General features: G+C 69.4%; 17 protein-coding genes and 1 pseudogene. 8 read left to right on the top strand and 10 right to left on the bottom strand.

Annotated elements, in window-relative coordinates; translation table 11 throughout:
- Together AC1D1T_RS01695 and AC1D1T_RS01690 are read right to left on the bottom strand one after the other, a co-directional pair.
- A pseudogene (locus AC1D1T_RS01695) lies at nt 1-354 on the bottom strand (MotA/TolQ/ExbB proton channel family protein); the annotation flags it as partial.
- A 98-nt stretch (nt 355-452) separates the two neighbouring features.
- Nucleotides 453-1,025: a TonB family protein gene (locus AC1D1T_RS01690; RefSeq protein ID WP_477824983.1), complete on the bottom strand. Its 573-nt coding sequence runs from the start codon at nt 1,023-1,025 to the stop codon at nt 453-455.
- 9 nt (nt 1,026-1,034) lie between these two features.
- Between AC1D1T_RS01690 and AC1D1T_RS01685 the strand changes: the two genes are divergently transcribed.
- Nucleotides 1,035-1,484: a hypothetical protein gene (locus tag AC1D1T_RS01685; RefSeq protein WP_477824982.1), complete on the top strand. Its 450-nt coding sequence runs from the start codon at nt 1,035-1,037 to the stop codon at nt 1,482-1,484.
- Here the strand turns inward: AC1D1T_RS01685 and rpe are convergent.
- Nucleotides 1,447-2,130, bottom strand: coding sequence for a ribulose-phosphate 3-epimerase (rpe, locus tag AC1D1T_RS01680; RefSeq protein WP_047510809.1), 684 nt, complete (start codon nt 2,128-2,130; stop codon nt 1,447-1,449). The two genes, AC1D1T_RS01685 and rpe, sit on opposite strands and share 38 nt — an antisense overlap.
- Before the next feature lie 83 nt (nt 2,131-2,213).
- On the opposite strand from rpe, the gene apaG reads away from it, so the two are divergent.
- The 7 genes from apaG (at nt 2,214) to AC1D1T_RS01645 (ending at nt 8,468) form a co-directional block, all read left to right on the top strand.
- The gene (gene apaG, locus AC1D1T_RS01675) at nt 2,214-2,588 is read left to right on the top strand and encodes a Co2+/Mg2+ efflux protein ApaG (protein WP_047510807.1); all 375 of its coding nucleotides are present in this window, start codon (nt 2,214-2,216) and stop codon (nt 2,586-2,588) included.
- An 11-nt stretch (nt 2,589-2,599) separates the two neighbouring features.
- Nucleotides 2,600-4,651: a site-specific recombinase gene (locus tag AC1D1T_RS01670; protein WP_477824981.1), complete on the top strand. Its 2,052-nt coding sequence runs from the start codon at nt 2,600-2,602 to the stop codon at nt 4,649-4,651.
- Between the two features lie 124 nt (nt 4,652-4,775).
- A complete protein-coding gene (gene mltA, locus AC1D1T_RS01665) occupies nt 4,776-5,960 on the top strand; it encodes a murein transglycosylase A (RefSeq protein ID WP_477824980.1) in 1,185 nt (394 codons plus the stop codon).
- Nucleotides 5,961-6,139: 179 nt separating this feature from the next.
- A complete protein-coding gene (locus tag AC1D1T_RS01660) occupies nt 6,140-6,886 on the top strand; it encodes a MotA/TolQ/ExbB proton channel family protein (RefSeq protein WP_477824979.1) in 747 nt (248 codons plus the stop codon).
- A 10-nt stretch (nt 6,887-6,896) separates the two neighbouring features.
- A complete protein-coding gene (locus tag AC1D1T_RS01655; protein WP_477824978.1) occupies nt 6,897-7,328 on the top strand; it encodes an ExbD/TolR family protein in 432 nt (143 codons plus the stop codon).
- Between the two features lie 5 nt (nt 7,329-7,333).
- Nucleotides 7,334-7,762 carry an ExbD/TolR family protein gene (locus AC1D1T_RS01650; RefSeq protein ID WP_477824977.1) on the top strand — a complete coding sequence of 143 codons (429 nt, stop codon included), beginning with the start codon at nt 7,334-7,336 and terminating at the stop codon, nt 7,760-7,762.
- 16 nt (nt 7,763-7,778) lie between these two features.
- On the top strand, nt 7,779-8,468 hold the full coding sequence (locus AC1D1T_RS01645) for an energy transducer TonB (RefSeq protein ID WP_477824976.1): 690 nt from the start codon (nt 7,779-7,781) through the stop codon (nt 8,466-8,468).
- A 12-nt stretch (nt 8,469-8,480) separates the two neighbouring features.
- Here the strand turns inward: AC1D1T_RS01645 and AC1D1T_RS01640 are convergent, their stop codons facing one another.
- Genes AC1D1T_RS01640 through AC1D1T_RS01610 form a run of 7 tightly spaced genes read right to left on the bottom strand, consistent with a single transcriptional unit; the run spans nt 8,481 to nt 16,975 of the window.
- On the bottom strand, nt 8,481-9,179 hold the full coding sequence (locus AC1D1T_RS01640; RefSeq protein ID WP_477824975.1) for a lectin: 699 nt from the start codon (nt 9,177-9,179) through the stop codon (nt 8,481-8,483).
- Nucleotides 9,180-9,197: 18 nt separating this feature from the next.
- Complete coding sequence (locus AC1D1T_RS01635; protein ID WP_477824974.1) at nt 9,198-9,677, bottom strand: c-type cytochrome; 480 nt, start codon at nt 9,675-9,677, stop codon at nt 9,198-9,200.
- A 37-nt stretch (nt 9,678-9,714) separates the two neighbouring features.
- Nucleotides 9,715-10,104: a hypothetical protein gene (locus AC1D1T_RS01630; RefSeq protein ID WP_465111613.1), complete on the bottom strand. Its 390-nt coding sequence runs from the start codon at nt 10,102-10,104 to the stop codon at nt 9,715-9,717.
- Nucleotides 10,101-10,469 (bottom strand): hypothetical protein, encoded by a 369-nt coding sequence (locus AC1D1T_RS01625; RefSeq protein ID WP_465111612.1) that lies wholly within the window; start codon nt 10,467-10,469, stop codon nt 10,101-10,103. Before AC1D1T_RS01625 ends, AC1D1T_RS01630 begins: the two co-directional genes overlap by 4 nt.
- Before the next feature lie 23 nt (nt 10,470-10,492).
- Entirely contained in the window at nt 10,493-11,911 is a 1,419-nt protein-coding gene (locus AC1D1T_RS01620) for a DUF1501 domain-containing protein (RefSeq protein ID WP_477838591.1), read from the bottom strand.
- 13 nt (nt 11,912-11,924) lie between these two features.
- Nucleotides 11,925-14,393, bottom strand: a complete 2,469-nt coding sequence (locus AC1D1T_RS01615) for a DUF1549 and DUF1553 domain-containing protein (RefSeq protein ID WP_477991275.1) — start codon at nt 14,391-14,393, stop codon at nt 11,925-11,927.
- 35 nt (nt 14,394-14,428) lie between these two features.
- Nucleotides 14,429-16,975, bottom strand: a complete 2,547-nt coding sequence (locus AC1D1T_RS01610; protein ID WP_477991273.1) for a TonB-dependent receptor — start codon at nt 16,973-16,975, stop codon at nt 14,429-14,431.
- Nucleotides 16,976-17,132 lie beyond the last annotated feature (157 nt).

Here is a 17,132-nt window from a genome sequence, read left to right as displayed (position 1 = left end):
GAAGAAGGTCTTGCGCGCCGCACGCGCCTCGCCGCTGATCTTGAAGCTCTCGAACAGCTTGGTCACCAGGATGTACCAGCTGCCCATGCTCATGATCACCAGGATGATCAGCGTGCCGCGCGCCACGAAGTCGCCTTGCGCCCACAGCGCGCTCAGCCCGTACGGGTTGTCCACCGACTCCTTCGTCACCGCGCCCGGCACCGCCACCGGCGCCGCCGGGGCTGCCACCACGGCCGGCGCTTCAGCCGCCGGGGCCGACGCCTGCGCGTGAACGATCTGGGGCGCCACGAAGGCGGCGGAGGCAACGGCCAAGCTCAACGCGGTAGCCAGCGAGCGCAGAGAAAACAAAGACATGGTGTTTCCAATCTCTAGAGAAATTTGTGAATTCATGGCCCCGGTCAGGGCCCTCGTCGCAACGAAAGTCAGTGATCGAGYGGGATCAGCTCAGGCGTTCATTCCAGCTTGTAGCCAAACGGCACCTGCACCAGCACGTCCTTGCCCTGGCCCTGGCACTTGTATTCGCTCACCAGCCTCAGGCTGTTGCGCGCAAAGACCGGGTGCGTCGACTTCAGCACCTTCATGTCCTTGACCTCGCCACTGGCACTCAGCGTGAACTGGATCAGCACCTCGCCCTTGTCCAGCCCCTGGCGGATCGCCTCGCGCGGGAACCCCGAGTCGCCCATCACCGTCGAGTAGTTCGAGCACACTACCGCGGCCGACACCGGCGCCGGCGGCGCTGCAGGCGCAGGCGCTGCGGCAGGCGGCGCCACAGGCGCCATCGGTGCGGCCGGCGGCGGCACCGGCGTGCTCGCCGTGATCGTCGGCTGCGCCGGCGGCGGCACCGCCACCTGCACCTCCGGCGGCGGAATGAACGGCGGCGGCGGCGCCTCCAGCTTCGGCGGCGGCGGCACCACCACCTCCGGCGGCGGTGGCGGCTTCTTGATCTCTTCGATCACCTTCGTCTCGATCGGCGCGCGAACCACGTCGACCACCTTCTTGGCCAGCCCCGTCAGCAACGCATACACGATCGCCGCGTGAAACAAAATGACAAACCCGATCCCGACGATGTGACGCCGGGGATCGCGTTGTCGCTGCGAAAAATTCATCGGACGCGAACTCCTGTGCAGATAAAGGGCCTGCGCGGCTTAGGCAAGCAGCGTGCCTGCAACAAGTACATGGCACAAAACGACCCATTAGGTACCAGTTTAGTACCAGTAATACCACCCGTCAATGCGGGCAAAACCCGAGGAAAAACCCGGAAAATCGCTTTCCTGACAAGAGGTTACGTTTTCAGCTTGCTCGCCGGGAAGCTCCCTCGAACAGGCTTCCGTGCTGGCTTGGCGTCATTCGCCAGGGCGAAAAATACCACTGTCAGGCCAGAAGAATTCACGGGGTTTTCGATTGTTTCCCCGAACAAAGCACCGTGTTGGGTCACGGCGCCCAACTTCATGCCGCCTGCAGTTCGCGCCGCATCGCATCGATGACAGCCTGGTAGTCGGGGTGGCCGAAGATCGCGCTGCCGGCGACGAAGGTGTCGGCGCCAGCATCGGCGACGCGGCGGATGTTGTCGACCTTGATGCCGCCGTCAACCTCGAGCCGGATGTCGCGCCCGCTGGCGTCGATCAGGCGGCGCGCCTGCTCGATCTTCTTCAGCGCCATCGGGATGAAGCTCTGGCCGCCGAAGCCGGGGTTCACGCTCATGATCAGCACCTGGTCGATCTTGTCGATCACGTACTCGAGCACCGACAGCGGCATCGCCGGGTTGAAGACGAGGCCGGCCTTGCAGCCCTCGGCCTGGATCAGCTGGATCGTGCGATCGACGTGCGTGCTGGCATCGGGGTGGAAGGTGACGGTGGTCGCGCCGGCCTTGCAGAACGCGAGCGCGAGCGGGTCGACCGGCTGCACCATCAGGTGCACGTCGAGCGGCACCGGCGTGCCGTCGGGGCGCACCGCGTGCCGGCGCACGGCCTCGCAGATCATCGGCCCGAAGGTCAGGTTCGGCACGTAATGGTTGTCCATCACGTCGAAGTGGATCCAGTCGGCGCCGGCGGCGATGACGTTGCGCACCTCCTCGCCGAGGCGGGCCAGGTCGGCCGACAGGATGCTGGGGGCGATGCGGAAGGTGGTCATGCGGTACTGCCGGGCTGTCGCGGAAGGGCGGGATTTTAGGCGGGCCACGAACCTGCCATGCCCGGCTCCTAGAATCCCCGTCCATGGCCCATCCTGAATTCACCTGCTCGGTCGTCGTGCGTCACCTGCCCGAGCAGTCGAACGCCGCCACCGGCCACTACGCCTTCGCCTACACGATCACGGTGCGCAACAGCGGCGATGTCGCGGCGCAGCTGATCGCGCGGCACTGGGTCATCACCGACGGCCAGGGGCGCGTCGAGCAGGTGCGCGGCCTGGGCGTCGTCGGCCAGCAGCCGCTGCTGCAACCGGGCGACAGCCACGAATACACCAGCTGGACGCGGCTGGCCACGCCGCAGGGCAGCATGCGCGGCACCTTCTTCTGCATGACCGAGGACGCGACGCCGTTCGATGCGCCGGTGCCGGAGTTCGGCCTGTCGCTCGCGTCGACGCTGCACTGACGGCCGGCGCGATGTTCGGGCGGAAGAAGGCGTCGTCGAAGGCGCAAGGCAAGGCCCGGCCGGGCCCGTGGGACCTGAGCGCGCTGCTGAACGCGGCCGACGCCTCGGCTTCGCTGCCGGAGCGCCACCTGTGGCTGATCCGCCTGCTCGAATGGCTGCGCCATGCGACGCTGCCGGCCGACGCGGCATCGACCACCGCCACGCCGATGCCGCTGCTGCGCCTGCGCCACCTGCTGAACGTGCTGGAGCGCCACCCCGAGCACCAGGCCGAGATCGCGGCGCTGCTCGCGCGCTTCTGGCGCGAGGTGGACGTGGCGGCGCTGCTGGCCGACTTCGGCTTCTCGCCGCGCCGCGACCTGTCCGGCGAACTCGGTCAGCGCTTGCGGCTGCGCCTGCTGCCCGGCACGCCGGCCACCACCGACCTGGCCGAGCTGTTCGGCCTGCTGTTCCCGCAGCCGAGCGATGCACTGTGGCTCGATGCGCTGGACGACCCGACGCTCGAGCGCCTGACCGCGCTGCTCGCCCCCGCGGCGGCAGCCTCGGCCGCACCGGCCTCCATCGGGCCGAACTGGCGCGCCCCCTTCCTCGACGCGATAACCTTCCTGGCCAGCGCGATCCGCGCGACCGGCTTCACGCCGACAGTGCGCCAGCGCATGAGCCCCGAGCTGCTGGTGTCGCAGCCGTTCCGCCAGCTGGCGCTGGTGGCCGAGCAGATCCGCGCGCACGCCGAGGGCGGCGACACGCCGGCGCTGCTGCGCGAGGCGCAGTACCTGCGCGCGCTGCTCGACACCTGCCGGCGCTGCGCCGACAGCGTGCACCTGCACCTGGAGGCGCACGGCGTGTCGGTCGACGTGGTGTTCGCCGTCGAGCAGCTGCGCGAGCGCACGCAGCGCATCGAGGAGCTGCTGATCTGCGTGCTGAGCCCGGAGCCCGGGCGCGACATCACGCGCCTGACCGCCGCGCTGGTGCGCACCGCCGAGGAGCGGCGCAGCATCCGCGCTCTGTTCGCGCGGCACTACTCGCTGCTCGCGCGCAAGGTGGCCGAGCGCAGCGCCGAGACCGGCGAGCACTACATCACCCGCGACCGCAGCGAGTACCGGCAGATGCTGCGCGCCGCGGCCGGCGGCGGCGCGGTGCTGGCCGGCACCACGTTCATGAAGTTCTTCGTGCTGGCGCTCGGGCTGTCGACCTTCTGGGCCGGCTTCTTCGCGGGCGTCAACTACGCCGGCAGCTTCGTGCTGATCCACCTGATGCACTGGACGGTGGCGACCAAGCAGCCGGCGATGACCGCGCCGGCGATGGCGGCCCGGCTCGACGACGTGTCGAACGACGCGGCGGTGGAGGGCTTCGTCGACGAGGTCGCGCACCTGATCCGCTCGCAGGCGGCCGGCATCCTCGGCAACCTCGCGCTCGTGACGCCGCTGGTGCTGACGGCGCAGTTCGCGTGGGCGGCCGCGTTCGGCGCGCCACTGATCGGCGCGAAGGACGCGCAGCACGTGCTGGACACGCTGTCGCTGCTCGGGCCGACGCCGCTGTACGCGGCCTTCACCGGCGTGCTGCTGTTCGCCAGCTCGATCATCGCGGGCTGGGTCGAGAACTGGTTCGTCTGGCACCGGCTCGACAGCGCGATCGCGTGGAACCCGCGCATCGTCGCGCGGCTCGGGTCGGCGCGCGCGCAGCGCTGGTCGCTCTACTGGCGCAACAACATCTCGGGGCTGACCGCGAACATCTCGCTCGGGCTGATGCTCGGCCTGGTGCCGGCGGTCGCGAGCTTCTTCGCGCTGCCGATCGAGGTGCGGCACGTGACGCTGTCGACCGGGCAGCTCGCCGCGGCGGTCGGCGCGCTCGGCTTCGACATCCTGCACCAGGCGCCGTTCTGGTGGTGCCTGGCCGGCATCGCGGTGACGGGCGGGCTGAACCTCGCGGTGAGCTTCTTCCTCGCGTTCAAGGTGGCGCTGCGCTCGCGCGGCATCCGGCTCACCGACCGCAGCCGCATCTACCGCGCGATCCGCCGGCGGCTGTGGCAGCGGCCGGGGTCGTTCATCGTGCCGCCGAAGGGCTGACCGCGACGGTCGTCAGCGGTCGTCGTCGCGACGCTCGCCCTTCTTGCGCCCCGAGAACATCGTCCACCACACGATCAGCAGCAGCACCGCGAGCGCGCCCAGCGCTTCGAGGAGAATCAGACCCATGACGATGTTCCCTGGCCGCGGCCGCTGGTGGATGGCGGCGGCGATTCTAGGCGCGCTCGCCGGCTGCGCGAGCCTGCAATACCCTCCCGTGGCGCCGGTTCCGCCGGAGCCGGCCGCCAATGCGCCGGCCTCCTCGACCCCGCCGACCACCACGCCCTCGCTCCCCGGCGACAAGCCGCCGGTGCTGACGCGCGCGCGCAGCCGCTGGGTCGGCGCCGCCTGGACCGACCTGCCCGGCTGGGAGTTCGACAGCACCGCCGAGCTGTGGCCCGCGCTGCTGCGCAGCTGCGAGAAGCCGGGCCCCGACTGGACCAAGCTGTGCGCCGACGCGCAGAAGCTCAGCACCATCACCGACGGCAGCGTGCGCGTATTCCTGCAGAACCGCGTGCAGCCGTGGCGCGTCGAATCGCTCGAGGGTGCGACCGAGGGCCTGATGACCGGCTACTACGAGCCGCTGGTCGAGGCGAGCCGCGTGCCGCGCGGCGCCTTCCGCATCCCCCTGTACGCACCGCCGGCCGACCTGGCCGCGCGCAAGCCCTACTGGACGCGCCAGCAGCTCGACACCGTGCCGGCCGCGAAGGCCGCGCTGCGCGGCCGCGAGCTGGCGTACATCGCCGACCCGCTCGACGCGTTGGTGCTGCAGATCCAGGGCTCGGGCCGGCTGCAGCTGACCGAGGCCGACGGCACCCGCAAGCTGCTGCGCGTCGCGTTCGCGGCGCACAACGACCAGCCGTACAAGTCGGTGGGCCGCTGGCTGGTCGACCAGGGCGAGCTGACGCTGGAGCAGGCCTCGTGGCCGTCGATCAAGGCCTGGGCGCGCAAGAACCCGAAGCGGCTCCACGAGATGCTGTGGGCCAACCCTCGGGTGATCTTCTTCCGCGAGGAGCCGCTGCCCGATCCGCAGCTCGGTCCGAAGGGCGGCCAGGGCGTACCGCTGACGCCGGGGCGCTCGATCGCGGTCGACACGCAGAGCATCCCGTACGGCACGCCGGTGTGGGTCGACGCGACCGAGCCGCTGAGCGCGACGCTGCTGCGCCGCGCGGTGATGGCGCAGGACACCGGCACCGCGATCACCGGGGCGGTGCGCGCTGATTACTTCTGGGGGTGGGGTGATACCGCCGAGCAGCAGGCGGGTCGGATGAAGCAGCCGCTGCGGCTGTGGGTGTTGTGGCCCCGCTCCTGACGTGAAATAGACCCGGATCGACCTCCGGGTGCGGCCTTCGCAGCAACCGCTGGTGTAAGCCCAGCAAACCGCCCGCGCAACGCGGACTGCGGTCATAACGAACTGCCAAACGCTTTGTTCCCGCCGCCCGCGCGGCTGTCCACACTGCGCCTTCGCACCTTCACTTCCGGATCACCCCGATGAGCTCGTCTTCGTTCCTGCGCCGCGCGCTGCTGCTGGCCGCATCGATCTTCGTCGCCACCGCCGCCTGCGCGCAAGGCGGCGCCGCCACCGACAGCCCGTACGGCCTGCAAGCCCTCTGGACGCAGAGCGACGGTGTCGCCAGGACGGTGCTCGTGATCCTCGCGGTGATGAGCATCGGCAGCTGGTACGTGATCATCACCAAGCTGCTCGAACAACTGCGCATCGGCGGCCATGCCAAGCGCGCCGCACGCGACTTCTGGAACGCCGGCACGGTGCAGGCCGGCGCCACGCAGCTGGCCGAGCGCAGCCCGTTCCGCTTCATCGCCGAAAGCGGCCTCGCCGCGACGAAGAAGCACAGCGGCCTGCATGCCAAGGTCGACTTCAACGACTGGGTCGACCTCGCCGTGCACCGCGCGACCGAACGCGTGCAGCGCAGCCTGTCGTCGGGCCTGAGCTTCCTCGCGACGGTCGGCTCGACCTCGCCCTTCATCGGCCTGTTCGGCACCGTCTGGGGCATCTACCACGCGCTCACCGCGATCGGCATCGCCGGCCAGGCCTCGATCGACAAGGTGGCCGGCCCGGTCGGCGAGGCGCTGATCATGACGGCCATCGGCCTCGCGGTCGCGGTGCCGGCGGTGCTCGGCTACAACTGGCTGCTGCGCCGCAACAGCGCGGTGATGGACGAGGTGCGCGATTTCTCGGGCGAGCTGCATTCGGTGCTGCTGTCCGGCCAGCCCGCCTGAGGGTCGCGCGATGGCGATGAACCTGGCCGCCCCGGGCGGCGGCGGTGAAGAGCAGGTGGTGGCCGCGATCAACACCACGCCGCTGGTCGACGTGATGCTGGTGCTGCTGATCATCTTCCTGATCACGATCCCGGTCGCGAACTTCTCGGTGCCGGTGGAGCTGCCGAAGCGCAGCAACGCGCTGCGCGAGAGCACGCCGAAAGACGTGGTGATCTCGGTCGATGCGCAGGGCGGCACCTTCTGGTTCGATGCCCGCATCGCCGGCCGCGACGACCTGCAGCAGCGGCTGAAGAGGATCGCGGCGCAGACCCCGCAGCCCGAGGTGCACATCCGCGGCGATGCGCGCGGCGACTACGCGCCGGTCGGCCGCATCCTGCTGGCCTGCCAGCGCGCCGGCATCCTGAAGGTCGGCTTCATCACCGAACCGCCGCCGAGGGGATGAGCGCGATGCAACGCACGAAGAAGACACGCCGCACGCTGGTCGTCGAGGAACCGGTGGCCGACATCAACACGACGCCGCTGATCGACGTGATGCTGGTGCTGCTGGTGATGCTGATCATCACGATCCCGATCCAGCTGCACAACGTGAACCTGCAGCTGCCGGTGGGCACGCCGCCGGTCAGCGCAGTGAAGCCCGAGGTCGTGACGATCGCGATCGACGGCGCGAGCACGGTGCACTGGAACGGCACGCCGCTGCGCGATGCGCGCGAGTTGCAGGCGCGGCTGCAGGCCGCTGCCGCGCAGGCCGAGCCGCCGGAGCTGCACGTGCGCCCCGATGCGCACACCAAGTACGACCGCTTCGCCGAGGTGATGGTGGCCGTCGACCAGGCCGGGCTGCACCGCATGGGCGTCGTCGGCAGCGAGCAGTTTGAATGACAACCAGGGAGCCTTCATGAGCGCCGTACTTCCCCCGTCGGGCGGCCTGCGGGCCCGCGACGACAACCCTTCGTACCGGGAGGCCGGTCCGCGCCGTGGCGCCGGCCTGGCCGCAGTGCTGGGCCTGCACGTGCTGATCGCGTATGCACTGGCATCGGGCCTGGCGCGCGAGGCGGTCGAGGTGATCAAGAAGCCGATCCAGATGAGCATCGTGCCGGAGGCGCCGCCCCCTCCGCCGCCGCCACCTCCACCGAAAGTCGAGAAGATCCAGCCGGCGCCGAAGCTGCCGGCCCCGCCACCGCCGGCCTACATGCCACCGCCGGACGTGACGCCAGTGGCCGCACCGGAGCCGCAGATCACCGCGGTGCAGGCCGAGCCGCCGAAGGAGCCGGTGGTGATCGCAGCGCCTGCGCCGCCGGCCCCGGAGGCGAAGCCGGTGGTCGCGAAGCAGGAGATCAGCCTCGCGTGCCCGGGCTACCAGGGCGTGCTGGAACAGGTGCTGGCCGATGCGTTCGACCGCGTCGGCATCGTCGGCGCGGTGCGCACGCGCCTCACGGTGCGCGGCAGCCAGGTGGTCGACGCGGTGCCGCAGTCGGGGCCGAAGGAGTACTACAAGTACGTGCAGGGCGCGGTCAAGCGCATGAAGTGCTCGGCCGGTGGGGCCGAGGAGGTGCAGGTGGTGCTGGACGTGCTGTTCAAGCGTTGAGCCCGTTTGCGCTCAGTCGAGCGCGAAGCAATAGAACAGCCCCGCACCCCCGGTGCTCACCAGGTTCTCCTGCCCGCACCCCCGGCTCGCATGCGCCGAGTTCCACGAGCTGTTCCCGCCGCCCGTGCGATCGAAATGCCCGACCTGCGCCGAGCCGTCGGCCGCGCTGCTGCCGTAGTTGCGGCAGGTGTGGTCCGCCGCATCGGCGAATGCGCGCCCGTCCGGCTGCGAGCCGGTCAGGATGTCGTGCTGGTTCGGCTTGTCGCCCGAGCCCTTCACCGGCTCGTTCTTCTCGGTGAACACCGTGTTGCGCGTCAGGTTGCTGCCCAGCCGCGCCAGCTCCAGCGTGTCGCCGTGCAGGTGCGCCAGGTCGCGCGCCACCACGGCACCGCGCGCATTGGTCCACGGCCCCGCGCCGATGCGGTCGCGCGCATTCACCGCCGGCTGGCCGTTCGCCTCCTGCGTGCTCAGGTAGGCCCGCCAGGTTTTCGCGCCGTTGCCGACGGCGCTCGCCAGCTTCCTGCAATGCGCATCGGCGCCGGCCAGGCCGCCGAGGTCGGCCCCCTTGCCGAGGCCTTCGCTGGTCACGAAGAACGTGAACGCCTTGGGGGGTTCGGCCGGGCGCGGTGCCGAGGCGGCCGTCTGGGCCTGCAGCGGCCCGATGGCCGCGCAGGCCAGCGCGGCCAGAAGTTTCTTCTGGTGATGGATCATCTGGTTCTCCTCGTTGGATCAGTTCGCGTTGCGGAAGTCGTCGTGGCACGACTTGCACGAGCGCGCGAGCTTGCCGTGCTGCTCCTTCACCGCCGCCGCATCGCCCGCCTGCGCGACGCGCAGCAGTTCATTGGCCTCCTTCGTGAAGGTCGCGTTCAGCTCGGCCACGCGCTGCGTGTCCTTGAACAGCTCGGCCTTGGCGGTGGTGTCATGCCAGCCCTTGCCGGCTTCGGTGCCGGGCGTGAACAGCGTCAGCAGGTTGGTGTTGGCCAAGGCCGCGATCGCGCTCGCCGACCGGACGACCTCGTCCTTGTTGTAGCTGCCGTCCACCGAAGCCTTGATGCGCGCAGTGTTCAGCGCGATCACCTGGAAGGCCGACTGGCGCCAGCGGATCTGGTTCTCGGGCTTCGGCGCCTGCTGCGCCCAGACCGTGGTCGTGACGGCGATGACGCCGAGCGCCACAACGGTTGCAATGCGAATGCTCGTGGGTTTCATCATGGTGAGAGGTGGTGCAAGGTCATGAGAAGAAGGGGAATCACTTGAAGGGCTTGTGCGGGTCGTGGCAGTCGTTGCAGGCCTGGGCGATGCGCCGCGCGGCGCCACCCGCCCGCTCGTAGTCGCCGGCCTCCAGCAGCGCTGCGATCGACGCCGCGAGCTCGCGGCCCTCGGTCGAGACCCGCAGCGCATCGGCGGCCGGCATGTCGTCGCGGAAGAAGGCTTCCATCAGCGCATACAGCCGCTCGATCTCGCGGGCCTCGGCGCGCGCGGCCGCCGCATCCTGGCGCGCGATGCTCTTCTGCACCGCGACGCTGGACTTGTCGATCGCGCGCATCCAGACGTCGAACTCCAGCACGCTGGCCGCGAACGCAGGCGCAGCCAGCCCCGCGGCCACGAGGGCCGCGATGAGACAGGTCGGGGCTTTCATTTGTGCTTGTAGACCTCGTGGCAGGTCTTGCACGAGCGCACCAGCAGGCCGAGCGTGTCCGACGCGGCGTCGTAGTCCTCGCTCGCCAGTGCGCGCCGCAGCTCGCTCGCCAGCGCATGCGTCTTGCGCGAGAAGCCGACCGCATCGGCCGCGTCGCCCTTGGCTTCGTAGTAGCCCTGGACCTGCGCGAACCAGTCGACCAGCTGCTGCGCCTCGGCGGCAGCGGCCTCCTTGTTCTTCAGCGAGACATTCGAGTCCAGGCTCCTGGTCGTGTCCTCGATGCCGCGCATCAGGTCGCCGTCCAGCGAGAAGGCCGCGGACGCCGCCGCACCGGCGACCAGCAACCCGGCCAACAGCGCGGCCAACAGCGCGGAAAGTCGCTTCGGCTTCAGACGAGGATCTCCTTGACGACATCGCCGAACACCGAGGTCGGCTTCTCGGAACGCCCCTGGTTCAGGAACGTGATCTTCTTGTGGTCCAGCCCCAGCTGGTGAAGGATGGTCGCCTGCAGGTCGTAGGTGTCGACCACGCCGCTCACCGCGCGCAGCCCGATCTCGTCGGTGGTGCCGTGCGTGCCCGGCTTGATGCCGCCACCGGCCAGCCAGCTGGTGTAGCCCCAGGGGTTGTGGTCGCGACCGTCGCCGCTCTGGCCATATGGCGTGCGGCCGAACTCCGAGGTCCAGACGACGAGCGTGCTCTCCAGCAGCCCGCGCGACTTCAGGTCGGCCAGCAGGCCGGCCACCGGCTTGTCGACCTGCTTGCACATCACGCCGTGGTTCTTCTCGAGGCCGTTGTGCGCATCCCAGCTGTCCACGCTGTTGTCCGGCGCGCCGGAGATGCAGTGAACGAAGCGCACGCCGCGCTCGACCAGCCGGCGCGCGCGCAGGAGCGCGGTGCCGTACTCGTCGGTCTCCTTCTGGCCGATGCCGTACAGCTCCTTCGTCGCCGCGGTCTCCTTGCTCATGTCGACCGCCTCGGGCGCCGAGCTCTGCATGCGGAAGGCCAGGTCGTACGAGCGGGTGCGCGCCTGCAGCTCGGTGTCGTTCGGGAAGCCCGCCGACTGGTGCTCGTTCAGCGACTTCAGCAGCGCCAGCGTGTTGCGCTGCTCGGCCTCGCTCAGGTTGGCCGGCCGCGCCAGGTGCAGGATCGGCGAATCGCCCTGGCGGAAGGCCGTGCCCTGGTAGGCCGCGGGCAGGAAGCCCGAGCTCCAGATCACCTGGCCGCGCCCGCCGCCGGCCGCGCCCTTGCCGGTCGGCAGCACGACGAAGGCCGGCAGGTCCGGGTTGGACGAACCAAGCGCGTACTGCACCCACGCCCCCAGCGCCGGGCGCCCCGGCACCAGGCCGGCGGTGTGCAGCTTCAGCGACGAGATCACGTGCGTGCTGCCTTCGGTCTTGCAACCCTTCAGGAACGCGATCTGGTCGACCTGCTTCGACAGGTTCGGCAACAGGTCGGACACCCATGCGCCGGTCTCGCCGTGCTGCTTCCAGGTGCGCCTGGTCGCCAGCAGGTTGCCGACGCCGCCATCGGTGGCCGTCTTCAGGTTGCGGCCGAACGAATCGGGCAGCGGCGTGCCGGCCAGCCTGATCAGGTCGGGCTTGTAGTCGAACAGGTCCAGCGTGCTGGGCGCGCCGGCCATGTGCAGCCAGATGACGGCCTTCGCCTTGGCGGGGAAGTGCGGCTCGCGCGGCGCTTGCGGATCGATCAGCTCGCTGGCCCAGGCCGACTGGATGCCCAGGCCGAGCGCCGCGCCGGCGCCCAGCTGGCCGAGGAAGTCGCGACGCGAAGGGTGGTGATGGTGGCTCATGTCAATGTCCTTCTCAGAATCGGTAGGTGAATTCGTTGGAGTTCGCGACCGCGTGCACCAGGTCGACGAAGGCGGCCGCGCGCGCCGGGTTCAGTTCGGGCGTCGCCTTCCTGCCCGTGCCAGCCTTGGCACCCTTGCCGGCCTTGGCATCGGCGGCCTTCGCGTCGTCGTCCTCGTCATCGCCGCCGGCCGCCGTCGACTTCAGCTTCTCCTGCTGCTTCGCCAGCGTCTGCACGAACACCGCCTTCTCGTAGCGGTCGGCGCTGCGCCCGTAGACCGTCTTGTAGAGTTGGTCGATCTGCGCCGTCAGCACCGGGCTCACGCCGTAGCCTTCGGGCGCGTTCAGCGGCTTGCCCTGCACCAGCTGCTGGCGCGTCAGCGCCTCCTGGCTGTCGAGGAAGGCCTGCAGCCTGGCGCGCTCGACGCTGTCGGGCTTGCGGGCGTAGAGGATCTCGAACAGGCGGTCGATCTGCGCCGACTCCTTCGGGCCCGCCTCGCGGATCACGCGACCGGCCAGTGCCTTCGACCACTCGAACACCAGGTCGCTGTTGATCAGCGCCAGCGCCTGCGGTGCGGTCGTCGTCACCTCGCGCTTGTTGTGCACCAGCTGCGGGTTGGCCCAGTCGAAGGTGTCGAGCAGCGGGTACGGCGTGTTGCGGCGCACGAAGATGTAGACGCTGCGGCGGTGGTGGTCGTGCGGGTTCTCCGAGGTCKGCCACGCATTGCGGTTGTCGAGGTTGATCGGGATCGGCGGGAACACCGCCGGTCCGCCCAACTTCTCTTCCAGCAGCCCGGCGGCGGCCAGCAGCGAGTCGCGGATCTCCTCGGCCTCGAGCCGCTGCCGCGGGAAGGCCCACAACAGCTTGTTGCCCGGGTCCACCGCCTGCGCCTCGGGCCGCGCGGCCGAGGCCTGGCGGTACACGCTCGACAGCAGGATCTCGCGCTGCAGCGCCTTCACGCTCCAGCCGTTCTTCACGAAGCTCGTCGCCAGGTGGTCCAGCAGCTCGGGGTTGCTGGGCTTGCTGCCCATCTTGCCGAAGTCGCTGACGCTGTCGACGATGCCGGTGCCGAAGAACTGCGCCCACTGCCGGTTCACGAAGACACGCGCCGTCAGCGGGTTGGCGGGGCTCGCGATCCAGCCGGCCAGCGCGCTGCGCCGCCCGGACGAGTTCGCGGTCGGCTGGATCGCCGGCGCGTCACCGCCCAGCAGCGCCGGCACCGCCGGCTGCACCTCGTCGAGCTTCTTGTCGTAGATGCCCTTGAACAGCACGTAGGTCGGCGGGCTGTCGGCATGGCCCAGCTCGGTCATCGTCGAGATGCTGCCGGGGTCGCGCGGCTTCAGGTTGTCGAAGGCCTTCAGCTGGTCGGCCAGCGCCTGGTACTTCTCGTAGCCGGCCTTGTCCTTGGTCTTCAGCTGGTTCACCGCGTTGCGCGTGCGGCCCGACATGGTCCACAGGTTGCGGTGGTAGATCCAGCGGTCGTAGGCGCTGCGCTCGGCCTCGGGCTTGCTGATCGACACCCGCGTCTCGGGCACGAAGCCCGACAGCCGGTCGCTTTCGAGCTTGTCGATGACGGGCTTGAGCAGTGCGTCCTGCTGGTCGCGGATCGACTGCGTCGCCGCCTCCCACTTCGCGCGCTTCACGGTGTACTCGGCCAGCGCCTGGCCGTTGATCGCCGGCACGTCGTCGCGCCAGCTCGCGTTCACCAGGAAGGCCTGCAGCTGGTAGTACTCCTTCTGCGAGATCTTGTCGAACTTGTGGTCGTGGCACTGCGCGCAGTTGACGGTGGTGCCCAGCAGCACCGAGCCGACGGTGTCGGTCAGGTCGTTGGCGACCTCCTGCTTCTTCAGGTTCAGGTCGCGCGCGTTGATCTCGTCCGGGAAGTTGCGCAGGAAACCGGTGGCCACCTGGGCCTCGATGCTGTCGGGCCACAGTTCGTCGCCGGCCAGCTGCTCCTTGACGAAGCGGTCGAAGGGTTTGTCGCGGTTGAACGCATCGATCACGTAATCGCGGTAGCGCCAGATGTTGGGCCGGGTGCCGTCGGCGTTGTAGCCGTCGCTGTCGGCATAGCGCGTCAGGTCGAGCCAGCGCCGGCCCTGGCGTTCGCCATAGCGCGGCGACGCGAGCAACCGGTCGACCAGCTTCTCGTGGGCCTTCGGCGAGCGGTCGGCGACGAAGGCCTTGACCTCCTCCGGCGTCGGGATCAGGCCCCAGGCGTCCAGCGTGGCACGACGGATGAAGGTGGCGCGGTCGGCTTCGGCCGATGGCGACAGGCCCTTGGCCTCGAGCTTCGCGAGCACGAAGGCGTCGAGCGGCGTACGCACCCAGCGCTTGTTCTTCAGCGCCGGCTCAGCCGGCGCCTGCGGCGGGGTGTAGGCCCAGGCCTTGGCGGCCGCTGGCGCGACAGGTTTCTCATCGGCGGCGGTGGCGATGGCCGCGCTGGCGGCGATCGCGAGAAGCACGAAAAGCAACTTGAGTTTCATGGGCGTACTCGATCTGCAGGGGGTGGATGAAGCGCCTACAACTTGCCGGCGAACTGGATGCCCACGCTGCGCGGGATCGCGGGCGAATAGCYGTTCCACGTCTTCGAGCGCGGCGTGTCGTCGTTGAACAGGTTCTTGACGATCAGGCTGACGTCGAAGCTCCGGTTCTGCGTGCCGACGCCGATGGCCCAGTCGACCAGGGCGCTCTTCGGGATCACCGAGTACGCGGACAGCGCGTTGTCGGAGTAGTAGCTGCTGTTGGCCGACACGTTGGCGCTGGTGTGGAACACCTTGTCGCCCCGCACCGGCAGGCGGTAGTCGCCGCCGACGTTGACGCTGTACTTCGGCGCGCCGGCCAGCGGCTGGCCGCTGATGTCGCGGTAGGGCGATGCGCCGGCATAGCCGTTCTCCACCGGTTGCGCGGCGTTGCTGAAGTCCTTGTAGATCGCCTTGTTGTAGGCGCCGGAGAAGCGCAGCGTGGTGTTGGCGATGCCCGCGTAGACGCCGTCGACCTCGAGCCCCGAGACCCGCACCTTCGGTACGTTGCCGGTGGCCGAGGTGTAGTAGAACGTGCCGTCGTTGTTCAGCGCGGTGGTGTACTGGTCGACGATGCGCACCGACTGCTGGTAGTCGGTGATGTTCATCAGGAACACGTCGGCGTTCAGCACCAGCGTCTTGTCGAACAGCGCCGACTTGAAGCCCGCCTCGAAGGCATTGGTCTTCTCCGGCTGCACCAGCGTCGACACGCCGTTGACGAGCTGCGAGATGCCTGCCTTCTCGCCGTGCTGGTACGAGAAGTAGGCCGTCAGCTGCTCGCTGGCCTTGTACGACGGGCTGATCACGAACGCCGGCTGCGTCTTGCGGAAGGGCTCGGCCTGGGTCTGGCCGAACAGCACGCCGAGCTGGCTCTTGCGGATCGCCCGGGCATCGGCCACCTGCTGCTTCTGTGCGGCGCTCAGCGCGGCATAGGTCGGGATGCCGAAGTACTTCTGCGCGATCGCGTCGTCGGTGCCGACCGCATCCGGGTTCAGCTCGGGCGCGCTGCCGCTGCTGTTGAGGGTCGAACGCCCGGCGTTCTGGCGGTCCTCGCGCGTGAAGCGCAGGCCGGTGGTCAGCGTCAGCGGCTCGCTCAGGTGCCAGTTGGCCTGTGCGAAGACCGCGGCGCTCTTGTTGCGGATCTCCTGCACGCCGACCGGCGAGTTGTACGAGGTCGCCAGGTTGGCCAGCGAGTTGAGCATCAGCAGGCGGCCGGCCGGGTCGGCATCCAGCCGGTTGTATTGCGCATTGCTCGCGAACCAGGCGCCGGCGTCGTTGCCCCAGGCGCGGCGGTAGTCGGCCTCGTTGTGCACGTCGATGTAGTACAGCCCGCCCTGGTAGTCGACGAAGCCGCCGGCCGCCGAGCTGATGCGCAGCTCCTGGCTGGCCTGGCGGTAGTCGTTCCAGAAGCCGCCCGAGTTGCGGTACACGTCGAACGGCGTGCCTTCGTCGTTGACGGCGTCGAAGTGGTAGTCCTTGTACGCGCTGATCGAGGTCAGCGTGTGGCCGCCGTCGAGCTTCCAGTTCAGCTCGGCCGAGGCGCCGCGGCTGCCGGTGACCAGCGGCCGCTGGTTGTCGTTGCTGAGGAAGGCGTAGTAATCGCCGACGCTGTAGCCGGTGTTCTGCGAGAACCAGCGGCGCGACAGCCGCGTCGCGTTGTCGACGGCGGTGTTGGGCGAGCCGTTCGCGTAGGTCGCCGGGGTCGGCGTGAAGACGGTGCGGCCGTTGGTGGTTTCGCCGGCGCGGGGTTGCAGGTCGAACGCGAGGCGCGCGTTGAAGTCGCTCGTCGGTGTGACGAGGAACTGCACGCGCCCCGACACGCGGTCGGTGTTGGTGTAGGTGATGTCGCGGTTGTACTGGTTCTCGATGTCGCCCTGGCCGCGGTCGACCGAGAAGGTGCCGCGCCACGCGACCAGGTCGTCGACCACCGGGCCGCCGACGGCCGCGGTGCCGGCGAAGCCGCCGCGCTGGCGGAACTCGAGCGTGTAGTCGGCGGTGGGCGTGAACGACGGCCGGCGCGTCGTGATGTTGACGACGCCCAGGCTGGTGTTCTTGCCGAGCAGCGTGCCCTGCGGGCCGCGCGTGACCTCGACGGTGTCGACGTCGACGAAGTTGAAGCTGGAGGTGAGCGCGTTGTAGGCGTAGTTGACGCCGTCGACGATGACGCCGACGCTCGGGTCCTGCGCCTCGGTCTGGCCGATCTTGCCGACGCCGCGGATGCTGAGCGAGCTGGTGCGCTGGTTGCCGAGGTTCCACGAGACGTTGGCGGCGCGCCGCGTGATGGCGTCGATGCCGTAGGCGCTGAGCCGTTCGAGTTCGGCGCCCTGCACGACCGAGATCGACAGCGGCACATCCTGCAGCCGCTCGATGCGGTTGCGGCTGCGCACGACGACGGCATCGAGCGCCCTCGCCTCGTTGTCGGCGACGGGGGCCGAGGCGGCGGCATCGGGGGCGGCCGGTGCGTCGGCAGGTGCATCGGCCGCATGGGCGATCACGGTGACGGCGGCCGCGGCGATCGGCGTGAGTCGGAGCAACTGCTTGATCAAGAGAGGGTCCCTCGGTGATGGTTGTCGTGGGGTTGTCGTGTGTGTCGATCCACCTCCCTTCACAGCACGGCGCATGCCCGTGTCCAGGCGGGGTTCTGCTGCGAAGCCAGCAAGGGCGCGGGTTGCGCGTGCTGCGCACGCAACGCCGCTGTCGTGT

This window comes from Rhizobacter sp. P2_H3, from assembly GCF_056403355.1.
This window is presented reverse-complemented; position numbering and strand designations above follow the sequence as displayed.